This is a genomic window from Citrobacter freundii complex sp. 2025EL-00176 (assembly GCF_053309355.1).
The window spans coordinates 242,911-266,478 of the sequence record NZ_JBRYHT010000002.1 but is presented as its reverse complement, the minus strand read 5'-3'; the positions used below and the strand labels follow the sequence as shown (position 1 = coordinate 266,478).

The window sequence follows — 23,568 nt, the reverse complement described above, 5'->3', positions numbered from 1 at the left end:
CCGTTCTACCGGGCCGTCTTCTTGCTGCTGCGTTTTTTCAACCACCAGCGTGCGCCTACCACCAGAACAATCACCAGAACCAGCCATATCCAGTGCTTAATGTGCTGGTCGAGATTGTGCAGCCACGGCGCGATGACTTCTCCCCCCACATAACCCAGGGTGGTAAATATCAGCGCCCACACCAGTGCCCCGAGAATATTGAGCGGTAAAAAGATCTTCGGTGGCAGGTGACTGGCACCAATCAGCAAAGGGCCAATAACGCGAAAACCGTACATAAAACGCGTGCCGACCACGAACAGATAAGGACGCCGTTGGATCATCTTCTGCGCGTAATCAATTTTTGCCTGATGTCGCGAAAAACGGCGCAGAATTTTGCCGCCAAAACGACGTCCGAGTAAATAGAGCAACTGATCGCCAATCATCCCGCCCAGCGCGACGGAGAGCACCACCAGCGGAAATTTTAGTACTCCCTGATGTGCCGCGACGCCACCCAGCAGGGTAATGGTTTCCCCTTCAGCCAGACTGCCAATCACTAATGCGGCATAGCCGTATTGCGCAACATAATGATTTATATCCATACGATTGTATGACCTCCACCGCTTATAGCATACACCCTATGAATATTTGATGCCGGAAAAGCCGCGCCGTAGCGATCCGGTATTTTCTCTGTGTACATAAAATAATCAAAAGCTGAATTATACTTGAAGTGTTGAGGTCCGGAGCTGACAAGAAGGGGGCGGTATGAACCATGTCTGGGGGCTGTTTTCCCATCCCGATCGTGAAATGCACGTTATCAACAGCGAAAACGAAAGCGTTTCGCATCACTATACCCATCATGTACTGCTGATGGCGGCAATCCCGGTGGTTTGCGCGTTTATCGGTACCACACAAATCGGCTGGAATTTTGGCGACGGCAATATACTGCAGTTATCCCTGTTGACCGGACTGGCGATGGCCATTCTGTTTTACGGCGTGATGCTGGCGGGCGTGGCTGTAATGGGCCGGGTTATCTGGTGGATGGCGCGTAATTACCCGCAGCGTCCGTCGTTGGCGCACTGTATGGTCTTTGCCGGATATGTCGCGACTCCGCTGTTTTTAAGCGGTCTGGTCGCACTTTATCCGCTGGTCTGGCTATGTGCGTTGGTGGGAACTATCGCGCTGTTTTACACCGGTTATTTACTCTATCTCGGTATTCCGACGTTCCTGAATATCACTCGCGAGGAAGGGTTAAGTTTTTCCAGTTCCACACTGGCTATTGGTGTGCTGGTACTTGAGGTTCTGCTGGCGATTACGGTAATCCTGTGGGGGTACGGCTATCGCTTATTCTGACCTGTAAAAATCCTCTGCGCTGCGTTGTTGACGTAAAAGTCAGCAACGCAGCATTTCGAGACGATTCTCCTGTAGCGGCAAACCTGCCGGATCGCTATGATGCCTGAGCTAGCTTGAGAAAATACTTAATCTCGGGCGGTGTGCGTTGTGACGTGCGTGAACCCTTATCAGAAATCTCATCATGCTGAAATTCCGAGTTTCATTATTAAGCCTTGCCCTGGTGCTGGCTGTACCTTTTGCACCCCAAGCCGTGGCGAAAACGGCAACTACCGCAGCGGCTTCTCAACCTGAGATCGCGTCCGGTAGCGCGATGATTGTTGATCTGAATACCAACAAGGTTATCTATTCGAACCATCCGGACCTGGTGCGTCCGATTGCGTCGATTACCAAATTAATGACGGCGATGGTGGTGCTTGATGCGCGACTGCCGCTGGATGAAAAACTGAAAGTTGATATCAGTCAGACGCCTGAGATGAAAGGTATTTACTCTCGCGTACGGCTGAACAGTGAAATCAGCCGTAAAGATATGCTATTGCTGGCGCTGATGTCATCTGAAAACCGTGCGGCAGCCAGTCTGGCGCATCATTACCCTGGCGGCTATAACGCGTTTATCAAGGCGATGAATGCGAAAGCGAAAGCGCTGGGCATGACCCATACCCGTTTTGTTGAGCCAACCGGGTTATCGATTCATAACGTCTCAACCGCGCGTGATTTAACGAAGTTACTGATTGCCAGCAAACAGTATCCGCTGATTGGTCAGCTAAGTACCACGCGTGAAGATATGGCAACGTTTGCCAATCCGGCTTATACATTGCCGTTCCGTAATACCAACCATCTGGTGTATCGCGATAACTGGAATATTCAGTTGACTAAAACCGGGTTTACCAATGCGGCGGGCCACTGTCTGGTGATGCGCACGGTGATTAATAACAAACCGGTGGCGCTGGTGGTGATGGATGCCTTTGGGAAATATACCCACTTTGCCGATGCCAGCCGTTTACGCACCTGGATTGAAACCGGCAAGGTGATGCCGGTTCCGGCAGCGGCGCTGAGCTACAAAAAGCAAAAAGCGGCGCAGATGGCGGCGGCAGGTTCAGCTACGGGTGAGCAAACCGCGCAGAACGATTAAACCGTAGGCCGGGCAAGCGAAGCGCCCCCGGCAACGTGCCCGATGGCGCTTACGCTTATCGGGCCTAGGACTCTTTCCAGAACTTCCGCTTACTCGTTTTCCCAATACCCGGGTTCATACTGTTGGTTGGGTCATTCTCGCGGTAAAAGCGGGTCAAGGTTTCTGGTGCCTGGTATAGGTGCCCGACGTTATGCTCCGCCGGATACTGTGCCCCACGTTCGCGCAGTAACTCCAGCATCTGCTCTTTTAGCGCATGAGCATCCACGCCTTTTTTGACGATGTAATCCTGATGGAATACATAGCACATAAAGTGCCCGTAATAGAGCTTATGCACCAGCTGACTGTCGATTTCTGGCGGTAGATGTTCATACCATTCGGTGTCGTTACGACGCAGCGCGATATCCAGCGCCAGAATATCTTCCACTTCATCCGCATGAACGGCCTGATAACGAATAGCCGCGCCAGCCGCCGCAAAGCGGTGCAGGAACGCCTTGCTGCCTTCTTCCGGCGTACAGGCAAAGAAGTCACCCTCAGCCGTTTTGAAAAACTCGTTTAGCCAGTTTTGCGCTTCAGCCACGCCGCCACCGGCCATTTTTAACAGCAGGTGATGCTCGTACTTGTCGCGCCAGCTTTTCATACGCGCCGGTAAGTGGCTGGGGAATAAATGGCCAAACTTCTGCATCGCCCGGTCGGTGAAGTGCGGACGGAAAAATTTCACTTTTTCCAGCATCGCATCGGTGCGGCCTTTCAGGGTGAAGAAAAACGGCATTTTGTCGGTGCCGAGTTTGTCAATCATCAAAAACGTATCTTTGCCGTACTGCTCTGCGATGTCGTAAATATCGCGATGCATATATTCACCGGCAACCGGCAGATGTTCAAACTTCGCCAGAATATGACGGCGGATCTCCGTCAGCACCTCAGGCTGGTTGGTGCCGATATAAAAGACCTGCTGATTTTTCTCGGCTTCGAAGGTGTCCAGACGCACGGCGAAAACGGCGAGCTTTCCGGCACAACCGGACGATTCAAACAAGCGGTCCGGGTCGGCGTTATAGCGTGCGGGCGTATCCGCCTCAATATCTCTGACGCGGGTCACGTAGTCGTGATCGTGGGCATGACGTCCGTCGTGGCGAACATCGTCATCTTTGATACGCTCGTCATCAAGTTTGCTGAGGATCTGCTCTGGGGTTTGACCAAGATCGATGCCCAGATGGTTAACCAGCTGTAATTTGCCCTGTTCATCAATACGCGCAAACAGCGACATCTCTGTGTATGCCGGGCCTCGTTGCACCAGCGAGCCGCCGGAGTTGTTGCAAATGCCGCCAATCACGGAAGCACCGATGCAGGAAGAACCGATCACAGAATGCGGTTCACGACCAAAAGGTTTGAGCGCTTTTTCCAGCGAATAGAGCGTCGTTCCAGGCCAGGCCAGCACCTGTTCGCCTTTGCCGATAACGTGCAGTTTATCGAGACGCAGGGTGCTGATGATGACAATCTCACGGTCGTAATCATTGCCGCTTGGCGTAGAACCTTCGGTCAGGCCGGTATTGGCGGCCTGCATCAGAATGATTTTGTCTGCGGCGACGCAGGCGTTCAGGACGCGCCACAATTCTAAAAGCGAGCCCGGAAAAACGACGGCGAGCGCATCGCCTTGGCCGGAGCGGAATCCCTTGCGATAGCGGGCGGTTTTAGCGGGTTCAGTGAGCAGGTGCGAATGACCCACCAGGCGGGTCAGTTCATTCAGGAAAGCTTTATTATCTGTTGTAATGGAAGACATTCTCCACTCCTTGTGGTGGGACTCAATATCAGGAACAAGCATAGCGCTTTGTATGACAATACGCTTTCTCATTCATATTGTCTCTGGCTTGTCTTTCATTGATTCACGCTGGTTTTGAAAATTAGGAGAATAACCTTAGCTTTCTTTAGCGCTCCCGTTTAGTCTTACGGCAAATTGCGGTTTTTGTTATATTTTCGCTGACGCGTCAGGAAAAAATAAAGAGAGAATCAACATGAAATGGCTATGTTCTGTAGGTGTTGCGGTGAGTCTGGCGGTGCAACCTGCGCTGGCGGACACTCTGTTTGGTAACCATCCGCTGACGCCAGAAGCGCGGGATGCATTTGTTACCGATTTACTCAAACAGATGACCGTGGATGAGAAAATTGGTCAGTTACGCTTAATCAGCGTCGGGCCTGATAATCCGAAAGAAGCCATCCGCGAGATGATCAAAGACGGGCAGGTTGGGGCAATTTTTAACACCGTCACGCGCCAGGATATCCGCAAAATGCAGGATCAGGTGATGGAACTCAGCCGCCTGAAAATTCCTCTCTTTTTTGCCTACGACGTATTGCACGGTCAGCGTACCGTGTTCCCGATAAGCCTCGGTCTGGCGTCCTCCTTTAATCTCGATGCGGTCAGAACCGTCGGTCGCGTTTCAGCGTATGAAGCCGCCGATGATGGCCTGAATATGACCTGGGCGCCGATGGTTGATGTCTCCCGCGATCCGCGCTGGGGCCGGGCATCGGAAGGGTTTGGCGAAGACACGTATTTGACCGCCACGATGGGTAAAACCATGGTGGAAGCGATGCAGGGGAAAAGCCCGGCCGATCGCTATTCGGTGATGACCAGCGTCAAGCACTTCGCCGCCTATGGCGCGGTAGAGGGCGGGAAAGAGTACAACACCGTCGATATGAGCCCGCAGCGTCTGTTCAATGACTACATGCCGCCGTACAAAGCCGGGCTGGATGCCGGTAGCGGCGCGGTGATGGTAGGACTTAATTCACTCAACGGTACACCGGCGACGTCGGATGCCTGGCTGTTGAAAGACGTGCTGCGCGATGAGTGGGGCTTTAAAGGCATCACCGTTTCCGATCACGGCGCGATTAAGGAACTGATTAAACACGGCACCGCCTCCGATCCTGAGGATGCGGTACGCGTGGCGATCAAGTCCGGCATCAACATGAGTATGAGCGATGAGTATTACAGCAAATACCTGCCGGGGCTGATTAAATCAGGCAAAGTGACGATGGCGGAGCTGGACGACGCTGCGCGCCACGTGCTGAACGTGAAATATGATATGGGGCTGTTTAACGATCCGTACAGCCATCTGGGAGCCAAAGAATCTGACCCGGTGGATACCAATGCCGAAAGCCGTTTGCACCGCAAAGAAGCGCGTGAAGTGGCGCGTGAAAGCCTGGTGCTGCTGAAAAATCATCTGGAAACCTTGCCGCTGAAAAAATCCGCCACCGTGGCGGTTGTCGGGCCACTGGCCGACAGCAAGCGTGATGTGATGGGCAGTTGGTCCGCCGCCGGGGTTGCCGATCAGTCGGTAACGGTGCTGACGGGGATTAAAAATGCCATTGGCGAGCAGGGCAAAGTGGTATACGCCAAAGGGGCGAATATCACCAACGATAAAGGCATTGTCGATTTCCTGAATCTGTATGAAGAAGCGGTGAAAGTTGACCCGCGTTCGCCGCAGGCGATGATTGATGAAGCCGTTAACGCGGCAAAACAGTCTGACGTGGTGGTTGCGGTGGTCGGTGAAGCACAGGGAATGGCGCATGAAGCCTCCAGCCGTACGGATATCACCATTCCGCAGAGCCAACGCGATCTGATTGCCGCATTGAAAGCAACGGGCAAACCGCTGGTGCTGGTGTTGATGAACGGCCGTCCGTTGGCGCTGGTTAAGGAAGATCAACAGGCTGATGCGATCCTCGAAACCTGGTTTGCCGGGACGGAGGGCGGTAACGCCATCGCCGATGTATTGTTTGGCGATTACAACCCATCAGGCAAGCTGCCGATGTCTTTCCCACGCTCTGTCGGACAGATCCCGGTCTATTACAGCCATCTCAATACCGGTCGTCCGTATAACGCCGATAAGCCAAATAAGTACACCTCGCGTTATTTTGACGAGGCAAACGGTCCGTTGTATCCCTTTGGCTATGGCCTGAGCTACACCACCTTTACCGTTTCGGATGTGAAACTCTCTGCACCGACGATGAAACGTGACGGGACCGTGACGGCCAGCGTCCAGGTGACCAACACCGGCAAGCGCGAAGGTGCGACGGTGATTCAGATGTATTTGCAGGATGTGACCGCCTCCATGAGCCGTCCGGTAAAACAGTTGAAAGGCTTTGAGAAAGTGAACCTTAAACCGGGCGAAACGCAGACCGTTAGCTTCCCGATTGACATCGAAGCGCTGAAATTCTGGAACCAGCGTATGAAATACGATGCCGAGCCGGGTAAATTTAACGTCTTTATCGGCGTGGATTCCGCCAGAGTGAAACAGGGTGAATTTGAACTGCTGTAGTTGATGAAGAAAGCCACGCATCATGCCTGATGGCGCAATGCTTATCAGGTCTATGAAATAACGCTATCCGGCAAATTCACTTTGGGTTTGCCGGATTTTTTTATCGCCTTACTGCTAATAACCCACAGTGTTACTACCCAATTGCCAGGTTAAGGCCTGATTTTTCGACTATGCTTTTTCCTCAAGTCTCTGAAAAGGGCCGCAAAAGGATGAGGAGCACAGCATGATAATCTCAAAGTTTGGGGTAGGGTCGTTGGCATTGTTAGCCGCGATAAGTATGCCCTTGCAGGCCGCGTCACCTGTTACGGTTGGGTCAAAAATTGATACCGAAGGGGCGTTGCTCGGCAATATTATTTTGCAGGTGCTCGAAAGCCATGGCGTGAAAACCGTCAATAAAGTGCAACTGGGTACTACGCCAGTGGTGCGTGGCGCCATCACATCTGGTGAGCTGGATATTTACCCGGAATATACCGGCAATGGCGCCTTCTTCTTTAAAGATGAGAATGATCCGGCGTGGAAAAATGCGCAGGCTGGTTTCGACAAAGTGAAAAAGCTGGACGCAGAGAAAAATAAACTGGTCTGGCTAACGCCTGCGCCCGCCAACAATACGTGGACCATTGCGGTCCGCAAGGATGTTGCCGAAAAGAATAAACTGGTTTCGCTTGCCGACTTAGGGCGCTACCTGAAAGAGGGCGGCACCTTCAAACTGGCCGCCTCCGCGGAGTTTATCGAACGTGCGGACGCGCTGCCCGCGTTTGAAAAAGCTTATGATTTTAAACTGAATCAGAATCAGCTTTTATCACTGGCCGGAGGTGATACCGCCGTGACGATTAAAGCCGCAGCGCAGCAAACCTCCGGCGTCAATGCCGCGATGGCCTACGGTACCGATGGTCCGGTCGCCGCGCTGGGGCTGCAAACGCTAAGCGATCCGCAAGGCGTTCAGCCGATTTATGCGCCTGCGCCAGTGGTGCGTGAGTCGGTACTCAAAGCCTATCCGCAAATGGAAGAATGGCTGCAGCCTGTTTTTGCCAGTCTGGATGAGAAAACGCTCCAACAGCTCAACGCCAGCATTGCCGTAGAGGGGCTGGATGCAAAAAAAGTTGCAGCAGATTATCTGAAGCAAAAAGGATGGGTTAAGTAACGGAATTTACGGCGGGTGGGTGTTTTGTCCAATATCTCGGTTAATCGGGTGCTGTTGCTGCTGGTTCTTCTGACCTTCGCAGCAGCTGCGCTTCCTTTCATTAGCTATGCTCCCAATCGCCTGGTTTCCGGCGAAGGTCGCCAACTCTGGGATATCAGGCCCGACCTGGCGTGGGGACTGGCAGTGGCATGTCTGCTACTGTTTGTTCTGAGTTTTGTGTCGGGCAAATCCGGCAATATATTGACGCTTGTTATTAGCCAGCTGTTGGTGATTGCGGCGCTGGTAACCGCAGGTACAACGGCAACGTATCTGGCGCAGACGGGCAGTACGTTGGCCAGAACCAGTCTTGGGAGCGGGTTCTGGTTGGGACTCGGATTCATGTTGCTGGCTGCCAGTGACGCCATTCGTCGCATCACCCGTCAGATGTTGTGGCGATGGGTGCTGCATGCGCAACTTTTTGTTATGCCGATAGTGTTATTACTGTCCGGCACGTTTAACGATCTTTCTCTGCTTAAAGAGTATGCCAACCGCCAGGATGTCTTCAACGACGCACTGGCGCAGCATCTGACTATTCTGTTCGGCACCGTGATACCCGCGCTATTCCTTGGCGTGCCGCTGGGCGTTTGGTGCTCTTTTTCTGACTCGCGTCAGGGGCCCGTTTTCGCCGTACTGAACATTATCCAGACCATCCCCTCGGTGGCCTTGTTTGGCCTGTTGATTGCGCCGCTCGCTGGGCTGGTTAAGCATTTTCCTTGGTTAAGCTCACTCGGCGTTGCGGGAACCGGCCTGACCCCCGCGCTTATTGCGTTGGTACTGTATGCGCTCTTACCGTTGGTACGTGGCGTCGTGGCTGGACTGAATCAGGTTCCAGTGGATGTACTGGAAAGCGCCCGAGCGATGGGGATGAGCGCGCGTCAACGGTTTATCTCGGTGCAGTTGCCGCTGGCGCTGCCGGTCTTCTTGCGCAGTTTACGGGTGGTGATGATCCAGACGGTAGGGATGGCGGTGATTGCCGCGCTGATCGGCGCCGGGGGCTTTGGTGCGCTGGTCTTTCAGGGATTGCTCAGTAGCGCCGTTGATTTAGTGCTGCTGGGCGTGATCCCGGTAGTTGTGTTGGCAGTGTTGATTGATGCGCTGTTTGATTTAGGGCTAGCGCTGCTGAAGGGAACGAAGAATGATTGAATTTAGTCATGTCAGTAAAACCTACGGTCAGCAAAAAGCCGTCGATGACCTTAATCTGCATTTGGCGGAGGGGAGCTTTTCGGTGCTGATTGGCACGTCGGGTTCCGGGAAATCTACCACACTGAAGATGATCAACCGACTGGTCGAGCATGACAGCGGGCAGATTCGTTTTGCGGGGGAAGAGATCCGCAGTCTGCCGGTTCTGGAGTTAAGGCGGCGTATGGGGTACGCGATCCAGTCTATCGGTTTGTTCCCGCACTGGACCGTCGCGCAGAACATCTCCACCGTGCCGCACTTACAAAAGTGGTCGCGCTCGCGTATTGATGATCGCACAGATGAACTTATGGCGCTGTTGGGGCTGGAGGCGAATTTGCGTCACCGTTATCCGCATCAGCTTTCCGGTGGACAGCAGCAGCGGGTCGGGGTTGCGCGCGCCCTGGCGGCAGATCCGCAGGTGCTACTGATGGATGAGCCTTTTGGCGCGCTGGATCCCGTCACCCGCGGTGCGTTGCAGCAGGAGATGACCCGTATTCATCGTCTGCTGGGGCGTACCATCGTATTGGTGACGCATGATATTGATGAGGCGCTGAGGCTGGCGGAACATCTGGTCCTGATGGACGCGGGTAAGGTCGTGCAGCAAGGGACGCCGCTGTCGATGCTGACCGCGCCAGCGAACGATTTCGTACAAACGTTCTTTGGCCGCAGCGAACTGGGCGTGCGGTTACTGTCGCTGCGTACGGTGGGTGATTTTATCCGTCGCGGCGAACATTCAGACGGTGAGCCGCTGGTGGCTGAAATGACGCTGCGTGATGCGCTGTCGATGTTTGTGGCGCGCGGGTGCGATGTCCTGCCGGTTGTGACGCCGCAGGGCGTGTCCTGCGGTACGCTTCACTTTCGCGATCTGCTTTCGGAGATACCGCCCCGTGAAACGTCTTGCTGATCCACTGCTGTGGCTGGTTGTCCTGTTCCTGATCCTGTTGGTCGGGTTGCCGCACAGTCAGGCCCTGTTTAGTTCGCTGTTTCCAGAGTTACCGCGTCCCGTGTATCAGCAGGAAAGTTTTACGGCGCTGGCGCTGAGTCATTTTGCGCTGGTGGGAATATCGAGTCTTATTGCCGTACTCATCGGCACCGGGGCCGGGATTGCGGTAACCCGGCCCTGGGGGGCAGAGTTCAGGCCGATGGTGGAAACTATCGCCGCCGTGGGGCAGACTTTTCCTCCCGTCGCGGTGCTGGCGATTGCCGTGCCGGTGATGGGATTTGGTCTTGAGCCGGCGGTCATCGCGCTGATCCTGTATGGCGTGTTACCTATCCTGCAGGCAACCCTGGCGGGACTGGGAGGCATCTCTGCCAGCGTCATGGATATCGCCAGCGGAATGGGGATGAGTCGCGGGCAGCGCCTGCGTAAAGTGGAATTGCCGCTGGCGGCGCCGGTTATTCTGGCGGGGATCCGCACGTCGGTGATTATTAATATCGGCACCGCAACGATAGCCTCAACCGTCGGGGCGAACACGCTGGGTACGCCGATAATCATCGGACTTAGCGGATTCAATACCGCGTATGTGATTCAGGGGGCGCTGCTGGTCGCGTTGGCGGCAGTGATTGTCGATCGCGGATTTGAGCGATTAGCGAGCTACCTTACCCGGCACGTAAAATGAAGGTGTAGCCTGCCAGCATGACTCCGCCGATACCGCCGATAGCCATCAGCAGGAAGAGGGTTATGACACCGATTTTAGCTGCGCTCATTATGCACTCCTTATGTGAATCTAAGGATTGTACACGGTTGTTAATGAAATATTAAGAGCCTGGTGCAGTAGGTGTTATTGGCGCAGACAGTTTGAACACGGCCAGCGCGGAAGAACCGGAGCGTACATGTAGTACGTGAGGATTCTGAGCACTGCCCTGGTTCGAAATGGCAAGCAAAATAGCCCTAATGGGCCAGGCTCTAAATACCGAGTGGATAAATATCGTGACCTAACGCCCGCCATTCACTCAACTGTTGTTGCTGAGCGGGCGTTTGGTTCTCGCCGCACCAGACAAGTAAGGTTCGACCTTCGAACATTTCAGGTCGCAGTTGGTTCAGTGAGTGGGCCAAAACGTCAACGCGCCATCCCTGCTGACTGGCAACCCAACCCTCCAGCCATAAGCGGGTGGTGTCGTGAATGTTCCAGCCGACAACCAGCGCATCTTTACCCTGTTTCTTGCGCGCCGAGGCCAGACATATCGCGATGTAGTTGATGAGGACGCCGTCAAGGATCCCGAGTAACGCCTGGAGGATCGGCTGCTGACACTGCAGACGGCGGCGTAACGGTGTGAACAAATGGGTGTTGAGCGTTTGTGCGGGATAATCCTGGCCGCGCTCTTTGATCCACATTCTCAGACTATGCAAATTATTGCTTTGCAAATAGCTTAATAGCGTCTCTTGCTGTTCGCGCCAGCCGTTATGTACATCAATGTTCTCATTGCTGAGCAACATTTTCACCTTACTGACCTGAACGCCGTTGTTTATCCACCGTTTTATCTCACGGATCCTGTCGATATCCGCATCGTTAAACAGGCGATGTCCGCCGTCTGTCCGCTGTGGTTTGAGTAATCCGTAACGCCTCTGCCATGCACGTAAAGTGACAGGGTTGATATCACAAAGCAAAGCCACTTCACCGATTGTGTAAAGCGCCATCGTTGTCTCACTCTTGCTTGCGAGGTCCCAGTTTAACTTTAGACGCTCTTTTACGAACCAGGTAGTTTTGTCTGTTTTTTGATCAAGGAAGGGGTGAGATTGCCGTCATGCTCGCGCTTTCGAGTGATCGTTCTCACAAATTCCTGTTTTTTTGCAACACTTCAAAGAAAGTTACGCGCAGCCCATGTATGTTACGCGCTTTTAAGTGATGTGTGGTTGGCGCGTATGTACGAGTTTAATCTGGTGTTGCTGCTGCTTCAGCAGATGTGCGTGTTTCTCGTTATCGCGTGGCTGATGAGCAAAACGCGTTTGTTTATCCCGCTGATGCAGGTCACTATCCGGCTCCCGCACAAACTGCTGTGCTATGTCACCTTTTCCATTTTCTGCATTTTGGGCACCTATTTCGGGTTGCACATTGATGACTCTATTGCTAACACGCGTGCTATCGGCGCGGTGATGGGCGGACTGCTCGGCGGTCCCGTAGTCGGTGGTTTAGTCGGTCTGACCGGTGGCTTGCACCGTTATTCAATGGGCGGTATGACGGCGCTAAGCTGCATGATTTCGACCATTGTGGAGGGTTTACTCGGCGGGCTGGTGCACAGCGTGCTCACCCGTCGCGGTCGTACCGATAAAGTCTTTAGCCCCCTGACGGCGGGCGCCATTACCTTTGTGGCCGAACTGGTGCAGATGCTGATTATCTTATTAATTGCGCGTCCGTTTGATGATGCGTTTCGGTTGGTCAGCAATATTGCCGCGCCGATGATGGTCACCAATACCGTGGGTGCCGCCCTGTTTATGCGTATCTTGCTCGATAAACGAGCGATGTTTGAAAAATATACCTCGGCTTTTTCTGCCACCGCGCTCAAAGTTGCCGCCTCGACGGAAGGTATTTTGCGTCAGGGGTTCAACGAGGTTAATAGCATGAAGGTGGCTCAGGTGCTGTACGAAGAGCTGGATATCGGCGCGGTGGCGATTACCGATCGTGAGAAGCTGCTGGCATTTACCGGCATTGGTGACGATCACCACCTGCCTGGTAAACCGATTTCGTCGTCGTACACCCTACGGGCGATAGAAACCGGAGAGGTGGTGTATGCCGACGGGAATGAAGTTCCTTACCGTTGTTCTTTGCATCCGCAATGCAAATTAGGTTCAACGCTGGTGATTCCGCTGCGGGGTGAAAACCAGCGGGTGATGGGGACCATCAAATTGTATGAGGCAAAAAACCGCCTCTTTAGCTCGATCAACCGCACATTGGGGGAGGGGATCGCTCAGCTACTTTCGGCGCAAATTCTGGCCGGACAGTACGAGCGGCAAAAAGCGATGCTGACGCAGTCGGAAATAAAACTCCTGCATGCCCAGGTGAATCCCCATTTTCTGTTCAATGCGCTCAACACCATCAAAGCTGTGATCCGCCGCGATAGCGAGCAGGCCAGTCAACTGGTGCAGTACCTGTCGACCTTCTTTCGCAAAAACTTAAAACGCCCGTCGGAGATTGTCACACTGGCCGATGAAATTGAGCACGTGAACGCCTATTTGCAAATTGAAAAGGCGCGATTCCAGTCACGTCTGCAGGTGACCTTAACGGTGCCTGATGAACTTTCGTATCAGCAATTACCGGCTTTTACCCTGCAGCCCATCGTGGAGAATGCCATTAAGCACGGTACCTCTCAGCTACTGGATACCGGAGAGGTGTCGATTACCGCCCGTCGCGAAGGGCAGTATCTGATGCTGGATATTGAAGATAATGCCGGGCTGTATCAGCCAACGTCTGAGGCCAGCGGGTTGGGTATGAATCTGGTCGATAAGCGACTGCGCGAGCGGTTTGGCGATGATTTTGGCATCAGCGTAGCGTGCGAACCTGACCGCTTTACCCGAATTACTTTACGACTTCCTCTGGAGGAACAGGCATGATCAAAGTGCTGATTGTCGATGATGAACCGTTAGCGCGGGAGAATCTGCGGATCCTGTTGCAGGAGCAAAGCGACATCGAGATTGTCGGAGAATGTTCGAATGCGGTGGAAGCCATCGGCGCGGTACATAAACTGCACCCGGATGTCCTGTTTCTCGATATTCAGATGCCGCGTATCAGCGGTCTGGAAATGGTCGGTATGCTTGATCCCGAACATCGCCCATACATTGTTTTCCTGACCGCGTTTGATGAGTATGCGGTTAAAGCCTTTGAAGAACACGCGTTTGATTATCTGCTCAAGCCGATTGAAGAGGCGCGGCTGGAAAAAACGCTGAGCCGTTTACGTCAGGAACGCACGAAGCAAGATGTATCGCTACTGCCCGAGCATCAGCAGGCGCTGAAGTTTATTCCGTGCAGCGGTCATAGCCGTATTTATTTGCTGCAAATGGATGATGTGGCGTTTATCAGCAGCCGTATGAGCGGCGTGTATGTCACCAGTAGCGATGGCAAAGAAGGGTTCACAGAGTTGACGCTCAGAACGCTGGAAAGCCGTACGCCGCTACTGCGCTGCCACCGCCAATATCTGGTGAATATGGCGCAATTGCAGGAAATCCGACTGGAAGATAATGGCCAGGCCGAGCTGATTTTGCGTAACGGGCTGACCGTGCCGGTGAGTCGTCGTTATCTTAAAAGCCTAAAAGAGGCGATTGGACTGTAAAACTGATACACTGCGCGCCATTGCATCACCGACTGTTGAAGGCTCTATGCTAAGTAACGATATTCTTCGTAGCCTGCGCTACACCCTGAAAGCGAACAATAACGACATGGTGCGTATTCTTGCGCTTGCTGACATGGAATCCACCTCCGCGGGTTTTGATACCTGGATGACAAAAGAAGATGAAGACGGGTTTGTGCGCTGCCCGGATATCATTCTTTCCGGGTTTTTAAACGGCCTGATTTATCATCTGCGCGGGAAAGATGATTCAGCACCGGAACTGGCGCTTGAGCGTCGTGTTAATAACAATACGGTGTTGAAAAAGCTGCGTATCGCCTTTTCGCTGAAAACCGATGATATTCTGGCCATTATGACCGAGCAGAAATTTCGCGTGTCGATGCCGGAAATTACCGCCATGATGCGCGCGCCGGATCATAAAAACTATCGCGAATGCGGCGATCAGTTCCTGCGTTATTTCCTGCGCGGTTTGACCTCACGCGTGCATAGCGCGAAAGCATAACGAGAAAAACGGGCGACCACGATTAACGTCGGGTCGCCGACGGTTTACTTCACTTCTTTAAAACCCGCCGCTTCCATTACCGTTTGCATTTGCTTCATGCTGATGTTTTTATCGGCACTCTCAGACAGCTTCATACCGGAAATTGCCTGCAACGATTTTATATCGACTTTTTCCATATCGATAGTGACGTTTTCCTGCGCATAGGTGTCTGAATAGGTGAGCTTTTCTTCTATGCCAGGAATATTTTGATATTTAGCGCTTAAGGCGTCGAATACTTTTGCTGCTTCTTCTTTATTGCTGGCCCCGACTGACGCATAGCTGATTTTACTTTCTGATGTTTGTTTCAGAACTTTGTCACCTTTAAAGGTGTAAGAGACCGTAATATCAGAACCGTTAAGGTTGGCATTGAATGTTTTCGTCTCTTCTTTATCGCCACATCCCGCGAGGGAAAAAACCAGAATCGATGCCGCGATGAGTGAAAATAATTTTTGTAACGCTGTCATGTAAAACTCCATATTCATGAATATCTGATGCTAAATAATAGCGCCCATGAATTAGATGGGCCCGTACGACCTTAATAGCAAAGCAGTATAGAATAAATCTAATCAGCGATGGTTGAGCAGTCCGAAAATGGAGTGAAGGGACGAGTTTGAGATTAGGGGAATAGCTAACGCATAAAAAAAGCGCTGCCATTGCAGCGCTTGATCGGTCTTACTTCACCTGCTGACCAGGCTTTGCGCCTTCGTCAGGACTTAACAGGAAGATATCTTTCCCGCCAGGACCTGCCGCCATCACCATACCTTCGGAAATACCGAAGCGCATTTTGCGCGGTGCCAGGTTGGCGACCATGATGGTCTGGCGTCCAATCAGGACCTGCGGATCCGGATAAGCAGAACGAATACCGGAGAAGACGTTACGCTTCTCGCCACCGAGATCCAGCGTCAAACGCAGCAGTTTGTCAGACCCGTCTACGAACTCGGCGTTTTCAATCAACGCTACGCGCAGGTCAACTTTGGCGAAATCGTCAAAGGTGATGGTTTCCTGAATCGGATCGTCCGCCAGCGGGCCGGTAACCGGTGCGGCTGCGGCTTTCACCTCTTCTTTAGACGCTTCAACCAGCGCTTCAACTTGTTTCATGTCGATACGATTGTAGAGCGCCTTAAAGGTGTTGACCTTGTGACCGAGCAGCGGCTGCTCGATAGCATCCCAGTTCAGTTCGCTGTTCAGGAAGGCTTCAACGCGTTCAGCCAGCGTCGGCAGTACCGGTTTCAGGTAAGTCATCAGCACGCGGAACAGGTTGATGCCCATCGAGCAAATTGCCTGCAGGTCCGCGTCGCGGCCTTCCTGTTTAGCCACAACCCACGGGGCCTGTTCGTCAACGTAGCGGTTTGCCACGTCAGCCAGCGCCATGATTTCACGGATAGCTTTACCGAATTCACGGCTTTCCCACGCCTCGCCAATGACTGCAGCGGCATCGGTAAAGGTTTTATACAGTGCCGGATCGGCCAGTTCAGCCGCCAGCACGCCGTCAAAACGCTTGGCAATAAAACCAGCGTTACGGGAGGCCAGGTTAACCACCTTGTTGACGATATCGGCGTTAACGCGCTGGACAAAGTCTTCCAGGTTCAGGTCGATGTCATCAATACGTGAAGAGAGCTTCGCCGTGTAGTAGTAACGCAGGCTGTCGGCGTCAAAGTGCTTCAGCCAGGTGCTGGCCTTAATAAAGGTGCCGCGAGATTTGGACATCTTCGCGCCGTTCACCGTCACATAACCGTGTACGAACAGGTTGGTCGGCTTACGGAAGTTGCTGCCTTCCAGCATGGCAGGCCAGAACAGACTGTGGAAGTAGACGATGTCCTTGCCGATGAAGTGATACAGCTCGGCGTCGGAGTCTTTTTTCCAGTACTCATCAAAACTGGTGGTGTCGCCGCGCTTGTCGCACAGGTTTTTGAACGACCCCATATAGCCAATTGGCGCATCCAGCCAGACGTAGAAGTACTTGCCAGGCGCATTCGGGATTTCAAAACCGAAGTACGGTGAGTCGCGGGAGATATCCCACTGCTGCAGGCCGGATTCAAACCATTCCTGCATTTTGTTGGCGACCTGCTCCTGCAGCGCGCCGCTGCGCGTCCACGCCTGCAGCATTTCGCTGAATGACGGCAGGTCAAAGAAGAAGTGTTCTGAGTCACGCATCACTGGGGTTGCGCCAGAAACAACGGATTTCGGCTCGATAAGTTCGGTCGGGCTGTAGGTTGCGCCGCAGACTTCACAGTTATCGCCGTACTGATCCGGAGACTTACATTTCGGGCAGGTGCCTTTAACGAAACGGTCCGGCAGGAACATGCCTTTTTCCGGATCGTACAGCTGGGAGATAGTGCGGTTTTTAATAAAACCGTTCTCCTTCAGGCGTGTGTAAATCAGCTCAGACAGCTCGCGGTTCTCTTCGCTATGCGTAGAGTGGTAATTGTCGTAGCTGATGTCAAAACCTGCAAAATCAGTCTGATGCTCCTGACTCATTTCACCGATCATCTGCTCTGGCGTGATCCCAAGCTGCTGTGCTTTCAGCATGATTGGCGTACCGTGGGCGTCGTCGGCGCAGATGAAGTTTACCTGGTGGCCGCGCATTCGCTGGTAACGGACCCAGACATCAGCCTGGATGTGCTCCAGCATATGGCCGAGGTGGATAGAGCCGTTGGCGTACGGCAGCGCGCACGTTACCAGAATTTTCTTCGCGACTTGAGTCATAGTGGGCAATTACTTCTTTTGTAGTGAAAAGGGCTTTGATAGTACCAAAATGGTAATTACTGCGCCAAGCGATAAGGGCATTTATCCGTAAATGAATAATTGTTGCGGTTGGAGTAAACTACCTGGTGACTATTGTATTTTCAGAACAACAAAAAGGAGTCGGGATGAACCCACAATCCCAGGCCAAATCACCAGAAGCCCTGCGCGCGATGGTCGCCGGGACGCTGGCGAATTTTCAGCATTCAACCCTGAAGCATAATCTGACGACGCTTAAAGCGTTGCACCACGTCGCCTGGATGGATGACACGTTGCACGTTGAGCTGGTCATGCCGTTCGTCTGGCAGAGCGCGTTTGAAGAGCTAAAAGAGCAATGCAGTGCCGATCTACTGCGTATTACCGGCGCAAAAGCGATTGACTGGAAGTTGTCACATAACATCGCGACGCTGAAGCGCGTGAAAAACCAGCCGGGTATTAATGGTGTGAAGAACATCATTGCCGTTAGCTCGGGTAAAGGTGGCGTAGGCAAATCCTCGACCGCGGTGAACCTGGCGTTGGCGCTGGCCGCGGAAGGGGCGAAGGTGGGCATTCTTGACGCTGATATTTATGGCCCGTCCATCCCGACGATGCTCGGTGCGGAAAACCAGCGTCCCACTTCGCCGGACGGCACCCATATGGCGCCGATCATGTCTCACGGTCTGGCGACCAACTCCATTGGATATCTGGTCACCGACGATAACGCCATGGTGTGGCGCGGGCCGATGGCCAGTAAAGCGCTGTTGCAGATGCTGCAGGAAACCTTATGGCCGGATCTCGATTATCTGGTACTGGATATGCCGCCGGGCACCGGTGACATCCAACTGACGCTGGCGCAGAACATTCCGGTAACGGGGGCGGTTGTGGTGACCACGCCGCAGGATATCGCGCTGATCGATGCGAAAAAAGGCATTGTGATGTTCGAAAAAGTCGAAGTGCCGGTGTTGGGTATTGTTGAGAATATGAGTATGCATATTTGCAGCAACTGCGGACATCATGAGCCCATCTTTGGCACCGGTGGCGCGCAGAAACTGGCCGAGCAGTACCACACCCAGTTGCTGGGGCAAATGCCGCTGCATATTTCTCTGCGTGAAGACCTCGATCGCGGTACGCCGACGGTTATCAGCCGTCCAGACAGCGAATTTACCACCATTTACCGTGACCTTGCAGGGCGCGTAGCAGCGCAGCTGTACTGGCAGGGGGAAGTTATTCCGGGCGAGATTGCCTTCCGCGCGGTGTAATTTCTGGCGTTAAATATTATTCACCGCATTAATGATATATTGATGCGGTGAATATATAGAGTTAAAGATCTTTGCAGTATTTTTTATCCCGCCTGTATGATTCATGTCTTTTTCTGAATAATTCACCTCAATGCATCATTTGAATTGATCAAACCTATCTCATTAATCTACCATTTCAATTGGTTTTAGCAGGGATGTTAATACATAATTCAACGGACAAATAGCTTGTACGCTGTTTTCCACTTAAAACAGGAATAATGAACGCAATGAAGAAAGGTTTATTCTTGGGATTTATAACTCTGGCTTATGGAATGAGTTTACAGGCTTTGGCTTCTGATACGGCAACCTTAACCATTACCGGGAGAGTTGTTGAACTAACATGCAGTACTGATGTTGTGAATAATACGGTGGAGCATCGATGCGGTCAGACTCTTCATCATACAGATATCAACAATGTTAATTCCGCTTCTGTTCAAGGCATAGTTACTGAAATTGTCGCTGTTCCTGGGGATTCCACACGACAGATAGTGTTAAATCACTACGACTAAGAAAATGTATCACTTATTAAGCCTCTATCATTTTAATGAATGATGGAGGCTTTTTTATTTGCATAACAAATGATTTTTATCGATTAATTACGCTAATTTATTAAAATTAAAAATAGTACTTACCTTCACTTATTTGCTACAACTATATTGATATTTGTAACTTGTTTTAAATCAATAAAACAACGCGTTTACATTGCGGTAACGTTTCTGGTGTGCGAATTTAAATCCAAGAGTTAACTCTCTTAACAAATAGAAAATATTTTATTAAGGAAGATATTATGAAACGTTCAATTATTTCTGCTGCTGTACTGTCTGCTGTATTTATGAGTGCTGGGGCGTTTGCTGCTGGGGTTGAAGAAGGTACGTTAACAATTACCGGTATGGTGTCAGGTACCGCTTGTAAGTTCCTTGATACAGCAAATACCGCGACTATTACATTAGACGATATTCCCGCTACAATACTTACTCCACTGGCCGCGGGTCAGGATACGGGGTATGGTGAAAATGAAGCAGATAAGAATTTAATTCTTGAGTGTAATACTAGTGATAATGTCAAAATAAAAGTTGATGGTAGTGCTTTTGATTATAATAGTGTTATTGAAAATAAAGGTGCAGGTCCTGCAGAGGTCGGTTTTAAATTGTTTCACAAGAATGTTTTAATTACAAAAGATGGTCAGGATGAATTTAAGCTTTCGGATCTTGAACGGTTGGGAACAACTGAGGGTAATACTCAATACGGGCTTCGACTTTCGGCTCGTTATGCAAAAGCTATAGGTGCTGCAGGTGCTCCCGTTGGTACAGGTGAAGTAAAAGCAAATATAAAACTGATTGTTGTTCAGGAATAGTGTTATACCGGCAACCTTGGTTGCCGGTATAAAAAGGGAATAAAAATGAAAATATTAGGCGCGGTAATTACATTATCACTTATGACACCGGCTCAAGCAGGGATAGTGATTTATGGTACAAGAGTAATTTACCCTGCAGAAAAAAATGAAATAGTTATACAGTTGATGAACCAAGAAAAAAGCGCTTCTCTGATACAGGCCTGGATTGATGATGGTAATACAACACTGCCACCTGAGAAGATTCAGGTGCCTTTTTTGCTGACGCCTCCAGTAGCTAAGGTGCCGGGAAATTCAGGGCAGCAGCTTAAAATTAAGAAAATGCCTAATATGCTACCAAATAATAAAGAGAGTCTGTTTTATCTCAATGTGTTGGATATACCACCCAATAATCCGGCATATGATGGTAAAAATGTACTTAAATTTGCCATGCAGAACCGGATTAAGCTCTTTTATCGTCCTGCAGGTGTTGCGCCAGTTAATAAAGAAATTTTTAAAAAACTATCGTTAACCCATAGTGGAAAAAACTTCTCTATAAAAAATAGCAGTGCTAACTGGATAACGGTCACGGAAGTTAAAGCTGGCAGTATCAAGATAAATAATGACTCGGTGATGGTTGCGCCATTATCTAGCGAATCTTTTACAGTGAAAAATAGTAATGCCAGTCAATATAAATTAACTATTATTGATGATCATGGCAATTATATAAGTGATAACGTCAGCCTGAGATAACGGGAGCTGATTATGTTAAGGATGACCCCGCTTGCTTCTGCAATCTTATTGTCATTGTTGCCTTTTTCTGTCCTGTCGGCAGAAGAAACTTTTGATACACACTTTATGATGGGCGGGATGAAGGGCGAAAAAGTTTCTGCTTTACGCGTTGATGATAATCATCCTTTACCTGGCCAATATGACGTGGATATCTACGTTAATAAACAGTGGCGCGGCAAATATGAGATTACAGTTAAAGATACGGCTGCTGAAACCTGCCTGCCTCGCGACAGCATCACGCGTTTAGGGATTAATACCGATAAGCTTGATAAAACCAAAAACTGCCTTTCTCTAGAGCAAGCGGTGCAGGGTGGGAGTTATCGCTGGAACATAGGAAAATTTCAGTTAGATCTTAGCGTACCCCAAGCCTACGTTGACGAGCTGGAAAATGGCTATGTGCCGCCGGAAAGCTGGGATCGCGGTATCAATGCCCTTTATACCTCCTATTATCTCAACCAGTACTATAGCGACTATAAGAATTCTGGTAACAGCAAAAGTACCTATGCGCGCTTTACCAGTGGATTAAACCTGCTGGGCTGGCAGTTGCATTCCGATGCCAGCTACAACAAAACGGATGACAGCAGCGGGGAATGGAAAAGTAACACCCTTTATCTGGAGTACGGTATTCCACAAATTCTCGGCACGTTACGCGCCGGAGATATGTACACCTCATCTGATATTTTTGACTCGGTACGCTTTCGTGGGGTGCGTTTATACCGCGATATGCAGATGTTACCCAACTCAAAACAAAGCTTTACCCCGGTGGTGCAGGGGATTGCGCAGAGCAATGCGCTGGTCACTATTGAGCAGAACGGTTTTGTGGTGTATCAGAAAGAAGTACCACCAGGCCCGTTTTCTATCGCGGATTTGCAGTTAGCAGGGGGAGGTGCAGATCTTGATGTTAGCATCAAAGAAGCTGATGGATCGGTCACCACCTATCTGGTGCCATATGCAGCGGTACCCAACATGTTGCAACCGGGCGTCTCAAAATATGATTTTGTCGCTGGACGCAGCCATATTGAGGGTGCGCGTAATCAAACCGATTTTACGCAGATGAGCTATCAGTATGGGCTGAATAATTTATTAACGCTGTATGGCGGCACCATGCTGGCGCAAAATTATAATGCTTTTACTCTTGGTACCGGTTGGAACACACGCATCGGTGCTATTTCGGTGGATGCCACAAAATCGCATAGTAAGCAGGACAATGGCGATACCTTTGACGGTCAGAGCTATCAGATTGCCTATAACAAATATCTGACGCAGACGGCGACGCGTTTTGGTCTGGCAGCGTATCGCTACTCTTCCAAAGACTATCGCACGTTTAACGATCACGTCTGGGCCAATAACAAAGACAGCTATTATCGTGATGAAAATGATGTGTATGACATCGCGGATTATTATCAGAACGATTTTGGTCGTAAGAACAGTTTTTCGGCTAACGTTAGCCAATCTTTGCCACAGGGCTGGGGTTCATTCTCGCTCAGTACGCTGTGGCGAGACTACTGGGGGCGTAGCGGTAGCAGCAAAGATTATCAGTTGAGTTATACCAATAACTGGCAACGTATTAGCTATACCTTTTCGGCCAGCCAGACCTATGACGAGGATCATCGCGAGGATAAGCGTTTTAACCTTTTAATTTCTGTTCCGTTTGACTGGGGGGATGATATTACCTCAAGACGCCGCCAGATATATTTATCTAACTCAACGACCTTTAATAACGATGGGTTTTCCTCAAACAATACCGGACTTTCCGGGACGATGGGCGATCGCGACCAGTTTAACTATGGCGTTAACCTGAGCCATCAGCGCCAGGACAGCGAAACGACGGCAGGCGGTAACTTAACCTGGAACGCACCGCTTGCTAAACTAAGCGGCAGCTATAGCCAGTCTAATAAATACCGGCAGGCGGGCGGTAATATTTCGGGCGGGATAGTGGCCTGGTCTGGCGGGGTAAATCTGGCGAACCGACTTTCCGATACTTTTGCAGTAATGCAGGCGCCGGGACTGGAAGGCGCCTACGTCAACGGGCAACGTTACCGCACCACTAACCGCAGCGGTGTGGTGCTATATGATATGTTGACCCCGTACCGGGAAAATAGCCTGACGCTGGACGTTTCTAATACCGACAGTAAAACCGAGCTATTGGGTAACCGACACAGTGCCGCGCCTTATCGCGGCGCCGTGGTGCTGGTTAAATTTGAGACCGACCAACGGCAGCCCTGGTTTATTCGCGCCCAGCGCCCGGATGGTTCGCCCTTAACTTTTGGTTATGAGGTGGAAGATAACCAAGGGAATAATGTTGGCCTGGTCGGTCAGGGCAGCCAGCTCTTTATTCGTACCGACAGCGTGCCGCCGGAAATTAAAGTCGCAGTGGATAAACAACAGGGACTTTCATGCTCAATCTCCTTCGGTAAAACGATTGATGAAAGTAAAGTTTATATTTGTCGGTGAGGGGGGAAGTATGAAATTGTACATATGTATA

General features: G+C 51.1%; 21 protein-coding genes. 15 read left to right on the top strand and 6 right to left on the bottom strand.

Annotated features, from left to right (window positions below):
* Positions 1 to 5: 5 nt before the first annotated feature.
* On the bottom strand, positions 6 to 578 hold the full coding sequence (locus ACVXHP_RS08365) for a DedA family protein (RefSeq protein ID WP_038641956.1): 573 nt from the start codon (positions 576 to 578) through the stop codon (positions 6 to 8).
* 163 nt (positions 579 to 741) lie between these two features.
* Between ACVXHP_RS08365 and ACVXHP_RS08360 the strand changes: the two genes are divergently transcribed.
* Positions 742 to 1,329: a Yip1 family protein gene (locus tag ACVXHP_RS08360; RefSeq protein ID WP_200005865.1), complete on the top strand. Its 588-nt coding sequence runs from the start codon at positions 742 to 744 to the stop codon at positions 1,327 to 1,329.
* A 181-nt stretch (positions 1,330 to 1,510) separates the two neighbouring features.
* Positions 1,511 to 2,458: a D-alanyl-D-alanine endopeptidase gene (pbpG, locus tag ACVXHP_RS08355; protein ID WP_200005867.1), complete on the top strand. Its 948-nt coding sequence runs from the start codon at positions 1,511 to 1,513 to the stop codon at positions 2,456 to 2,458.
* 64 nt (positions 2,459 to 2,522) lie between these two features.
* Here the strand turns inward: pbpG and dld are convergent, their stop codons facing one another.
* Entirely contained in the window at positions 2,523 to 4,232 is a 1,710-nt protein-coding gene (dld, locus tag ACVXHP_RS08350; protein ID WP_447571268.1) for a D-lactate dehydrogenase, read from the bottom strand.
* A gap of 232 nt (positions 4,233 to 4,464) precedes the next feature.
* Between dld and bglX the strand changes: the two genes are divergently transcribed.
* The 5 genes from bglX (at position 4,465) to ACVXHP_RS08325 (ending at position 10,740) form a co-directional block, all read left to right on the top strand.
* Positions 4,465 to 6,762, top strand: coding sequence for a beta-glucosidase BglX (bglX, locus tag ACVXHP_RS08345; protein WP_447571267.1), 2,298 nt, complete (start codon positions 4,465 to 4,467; stop codon positions 6,760 to 6,762).
* A 223-nt stretch (positions 6,763 to 6,985) separates the two neighbouring features.
* Entirely contained in the window at positions 6,986 to 7,903 is a 918-nt protein-coding gene (gene osmF, locus ACVXHP_RS08340; RefSeq protein WP_200005870.1) for a glycine betaine ABC transporter substrate-binding protein OsmF, read from the top strand.
* Between the two features lie 15 nt (positions 7,904 to 7,918).
* On the top strand, positions 7,919 to 9,085 hold the full coding sequence (locus tag ACVXHP_RS08335) for an ABC transporter permease (RefSeq protein WP_316130630.1): 1,167 nt from the start codon (positions 7,919 to 7,921) through the stop codon (positions 9,083 to 9,085).
* Positions 9,078 to 10,025 (top strand): ABC transporter ATP-binding protein, encoded by a 948-nt coding sequence (locus ACVXHP_RS08330; protein WP_447571266.1) that lies wholly within the window; start codon positions 9,078 to 9,080, stop codon positions 10,023 to 10,025. Before ACVXHP_RS08335 ends, ACVXHP_RS08330 begins: the two co-directional genes overlap by 8 nt.
* A complete protein-coding gene (locus ACVXHP_RS08325) occupies positions 10,009 to 10,740 on the top strand; it encodes an ABC transporter permease (protein WP_447571265.1) in 732 nt (243 codons plus the stop codon). The genes ACVXHP_RS08330 and ACVXHP_RS08325 overlap by 17 nt, the downstream gene beginning before the upstream one ends.
* On the opposite strand, the gene ACVXHP_RS08320 is transcribed toward ACVXHP_RS08325, so the two are convergent.
* Together ACVXHP_RS08320 and mlrA are read right to left on the bottom strand one after the other, a co-directional pair.
* Entirely contained in the window at positions 10,721 to 10,828 is a 108-nt protein-coding gene (locus tag ACVXHP_RS08320) for a protein YohO (RefSeq protein ID WP_003027354.1), read from the bottom strand. The two genes, ACVXHP_RS08325 and ACVXHP_RS08320, sit on opposite strands and share 20 nt — an antisense overlap.
* Before the next feature lie 199 nt (positions 10,829 to 11,027).
* Positions 11,028 to 11,759: an HTH-type transcriptional regulator MlrA gene (mlrA, locus tag ACVXHP_RS08315; protein WP_042307362.1), complete on the bottom strand. Its 732-nt coding sequence runs from the start codon at positions 11,757 to 11,759 to the stop codon at positions 11,028 to 11,030.
* Between the two features lie 225 nt (positions 11,760 to 11,984).
* Between mlrA and ACVXHP_RS08310 the strand changes: the two genes are divergently transcribed.
* Genes ACVXHP_RS08310 through ACVXHP_RS08300 form a run of 3 tightly spaced genes read left to right on the top strand, consistent with a single transcriptional unit; the run spans position 11,985 to position 14,903 of the window.
* On the top strand, positions 11,985 to 13,670 hold the full coding sequence (locus ACVXHP_RS08310) for a sensor histidine kinase (RefSeq protein WP_042307365.1): 1,686 nt from the start codon (positions 11,985 to 11,987) through the stop codon (positions 13,668 to 13,670).
* Positions 13,667 to 14,386 (top strand): two-component system response regulator BtsR, encoded by a 720-nt coding sequence (gene btsR / locus ACVXHP_RS08305; protein WP_200005875.1) that lies wholly within the window; start codon positions 13,667 to 13,669, stop codon positions 14,384 to 14,386. Before ACVXHP_RS08310 ends, btsR begins: the two co-directional genes overlap by 4 nt.
* Before the next feature lie 46 nt (positions 14,387 to 14,432).
* Positions 14,433 to 14,903, top strand: a complete 471-nt coding sequence (locus ACVXHP_RS08300; RefSeq protein WP_137397488.1) for a YehS family protein — start codon at positions 14,433 to 14,435, stop codon at positions 14,901 to 14,903.
* A 44-nt stretch (positions 14,904 to 14,947) separates the two neighbouring features.
* On the opposite strand, the gene ACVXHP_RS08295 is transcribed toward ACVXHP_RS08300, so the two are convergent.
* Together ACVXHP_RS08295 and metG are read right to left on the bottom strand one after the other, a co-directional pair.
* On the bottom strand, positions 14,948 to 15,406 hold the full coding sequence (locus ACVXHP_RS08295) for a YehR family lipoprotein (protein ID WP_316130125.1): 459 nt from the start codon (positions 15,404 to 15,406) through the stop codon (positions 14,948 to 14,950).
* A 208-nt stretch (positions 15,407 to 15,614) separates the two neighbouring features.
* Entirely contained in the window at positions 15,615 to 17,648 is a 2,034-nt protein-coding gene (gene metG / locus ACVXHP_RS08290; protein WP_079223487.1) for a methionine--tRNA ligase, read from the bottom strand.
* 164 nt (positions 17,649 to 17,812) lie between these two features.
* On the opposite strand from metG, the gene apbC reads away from it, so the two are divergent.
* From apbC to ACVXHP_RS08265, 5 genes are all read left to right on the top strand, one after another.
* Entirely contained in the window at positions 17,813 to 18,922 is a 1,110-nt protein-coding gene (apbC, locus tag ACVXHP_RS08285; RefSeq protein WP_200005878.1) for an iron-sulfur cluster carrier protein ApbC, read from the top strand.
* A gap of 266 nt (positions 18,923 to 19,188) precedes the next feature.
* Positions 19,189 to 19,470: a DUF2574 family protein gene (locus ACVXHP_RS08280; protein WP_316130124.1), complete on the top strand. Its 282-nt coding sequence runs from the start codon at positions 19,189 to 19,191 to the stop codon at positions 19,468 to 19,470.
* Positions 19,471 to 19,748: 278 nt separating this feature from the next.
* The gene (locus tag ACVXHP_RS08275; RefSeq protein ID WP_316130123.1) at positions 19,749 to 20,315 is read left to right on the top strand and encodes a fimbrial protein; all 567 of its coding nucleotides are present in this window, start codon (positions 19,749 to 19,751) and stop codon (positions 20,313 to 20,315) included.
* A 45-nt stretch (positions 20,316 to 20,360) separates the two neighbouring features.
* Positions 20,361 to 21,044, top strand: coding sequence for a fimbria/pilus periplasmic chaperone (locus ACVXHP_RS08270; protein WP_304700657.1), 684 nt, complete (start codon positions 20,361 to 20,363; stop codon positions 21,042 to 21,044).
* A 12-nt stretch (positions 21,045 to 21,056) separates the two neighbouring features.
* The gene (locus ACVXHP_RS08265) at positions 21,057 to 23,537 is read left to right on the top strand and encodes a fimbrial biogenesis outer membrane usher protein (protein WP_316130122.1); all 2,481 of its coding nucleotides are present in this window, start codon (positions 21,057 to 21,059) and stop codon (positions 23,535 to 23,537) included.
* The last annotated feature ends 31 nt before the right edge of the window (positions 23,538 to 23,568 follow it).

Bases quoted from the DNA above. Each gene is read 5' to 3' on its own strand.
- ACVXHP_RS08365 (WP_038641956.1), bottom strand. From the start codon at position 578: ATGGATATAAATCATTATGTTGCGCAATACGGCTATGCCGCATTAGTG.
- ACVXHP_RS08360 (WP_200005865.1), top strand. From the start codon at position 742: ATGAACCATGTCTGGGGGCTGTTTTCCCATCCCGATCGTGAAATGCAC.
- pbpG (WP_200005867.1), top strand. From the start codon at position 1,511: ATGCTGAAATTCCGAGTTTCATTATTAAGCCTTGCCCTGGTGCTGGCT.
- dld (WP_447571268.1), bottom strand. From the start codon at position 4,232: ATGTCTTCCATTACAACAGATAATAAAGCTTTCCTGAATGAACTGACC.
- bglX (WP_447571267.1), top strand. From the start codon at position 4,465: ATGAAATGGCTATGTTCTGTAGGTGTTGCGGTGAGTCTGGCGGTGCAA.
- osmF (WP_200005870.1), top strand. From the start codon at position 6,986: ATGATAATCTCAAAGTTTGGGGTAGGGTCGTTGGCATTGTTAGCCGCG.
- ACVXHP_RS08330 (WP_447571266.1), top strand. From the start codon at position 9,078: ATGATTGAATTTAGTCATGTCAGTAAAACCTACGGTCAGCAAAAAGCC.
- ACVXHP_RS08320 (WP_003027354.1), bottom strand. From the start codon at position 10,828: ATGAGCGCAGCTAAAATCGGTGTCATAACCCTCTTCCTGCTGATGGCT.
- mlrA (WP_042307362.1), bottom strand. From the start codon at position 11,759: ATGGCGCTTTACACAATCGGTGAAGTGGCTTTGCTTTGTGATATCAAC.
- ACVXHP_RS08310 (WP_042307365.1), top strand. From the start codon at position 11,985: ATGTACGAGTTTAATCTGGTGTTGCTGCTGCTTCAGCAGATGTGCGTG.
- btsR (WP_200005875.1), top strand. From the start codon at position 13,667: ATGATCAAAGTGCTGATTGTCGATGATGAACCGTTAGCGCGGGAGAAT.
- ACVXHP_RS08300 (WP_137397488.1), top strand. From the start codon at position 14,433: ATGCTAAGTAACGATATTCTTCGTAGCCTGCGCTACACCCTGAAAGCG.
- ACVXHP_RS08295 (WP_316130125.1), bottom strand. From the start codon at position 15,406: ATGACAGCGTTACAAAAATTATTTTCACTCATCGCGGCATCGATTCTG.
- metG (WP_079223487.1), bottom strand. From the start codon at position 17,648: ATGACTCAAGTCGCGAAGAAAATTCTGGTAACGTGCGCGCTGCCGTAC.
- apbC (WP_200005878.1), top strand. From the start codon at position 17,813: ATGAACCCACAATCCCAGGCCAAATCACCAGAAGCCCTGCGCGCGATG.
- ACVXHP_RS08280 (WP_316130124.1), top strand. From the start codon at position 19,189: ATGAAGAAAGGTTTATTCTTGGGATTTATAACTCTGGCTTATGGAATG.
- ACVXHP_RS08275 (WP_316130123.1), top strand. From the start codon at position 19,749: ATGAAACGTTCAATTATTTCTGCTGCTGTACTGTCTGCTGTATTTATG.
- ACVXHP_RS08270 (WP_304700657.1), top strand. From the start codon at position 20,361: ATGAAAATATTAGGCGCGGTAATTACATTATCACTTATGACACCGGCT.
- ACVXHP_RS08265 (WP_316130122.1), top strand. From the start codon at position 21,057: ATGTTAAGGATGACCCCGCTTGCTTCTGCAATCTTATTGTCATTGTTG.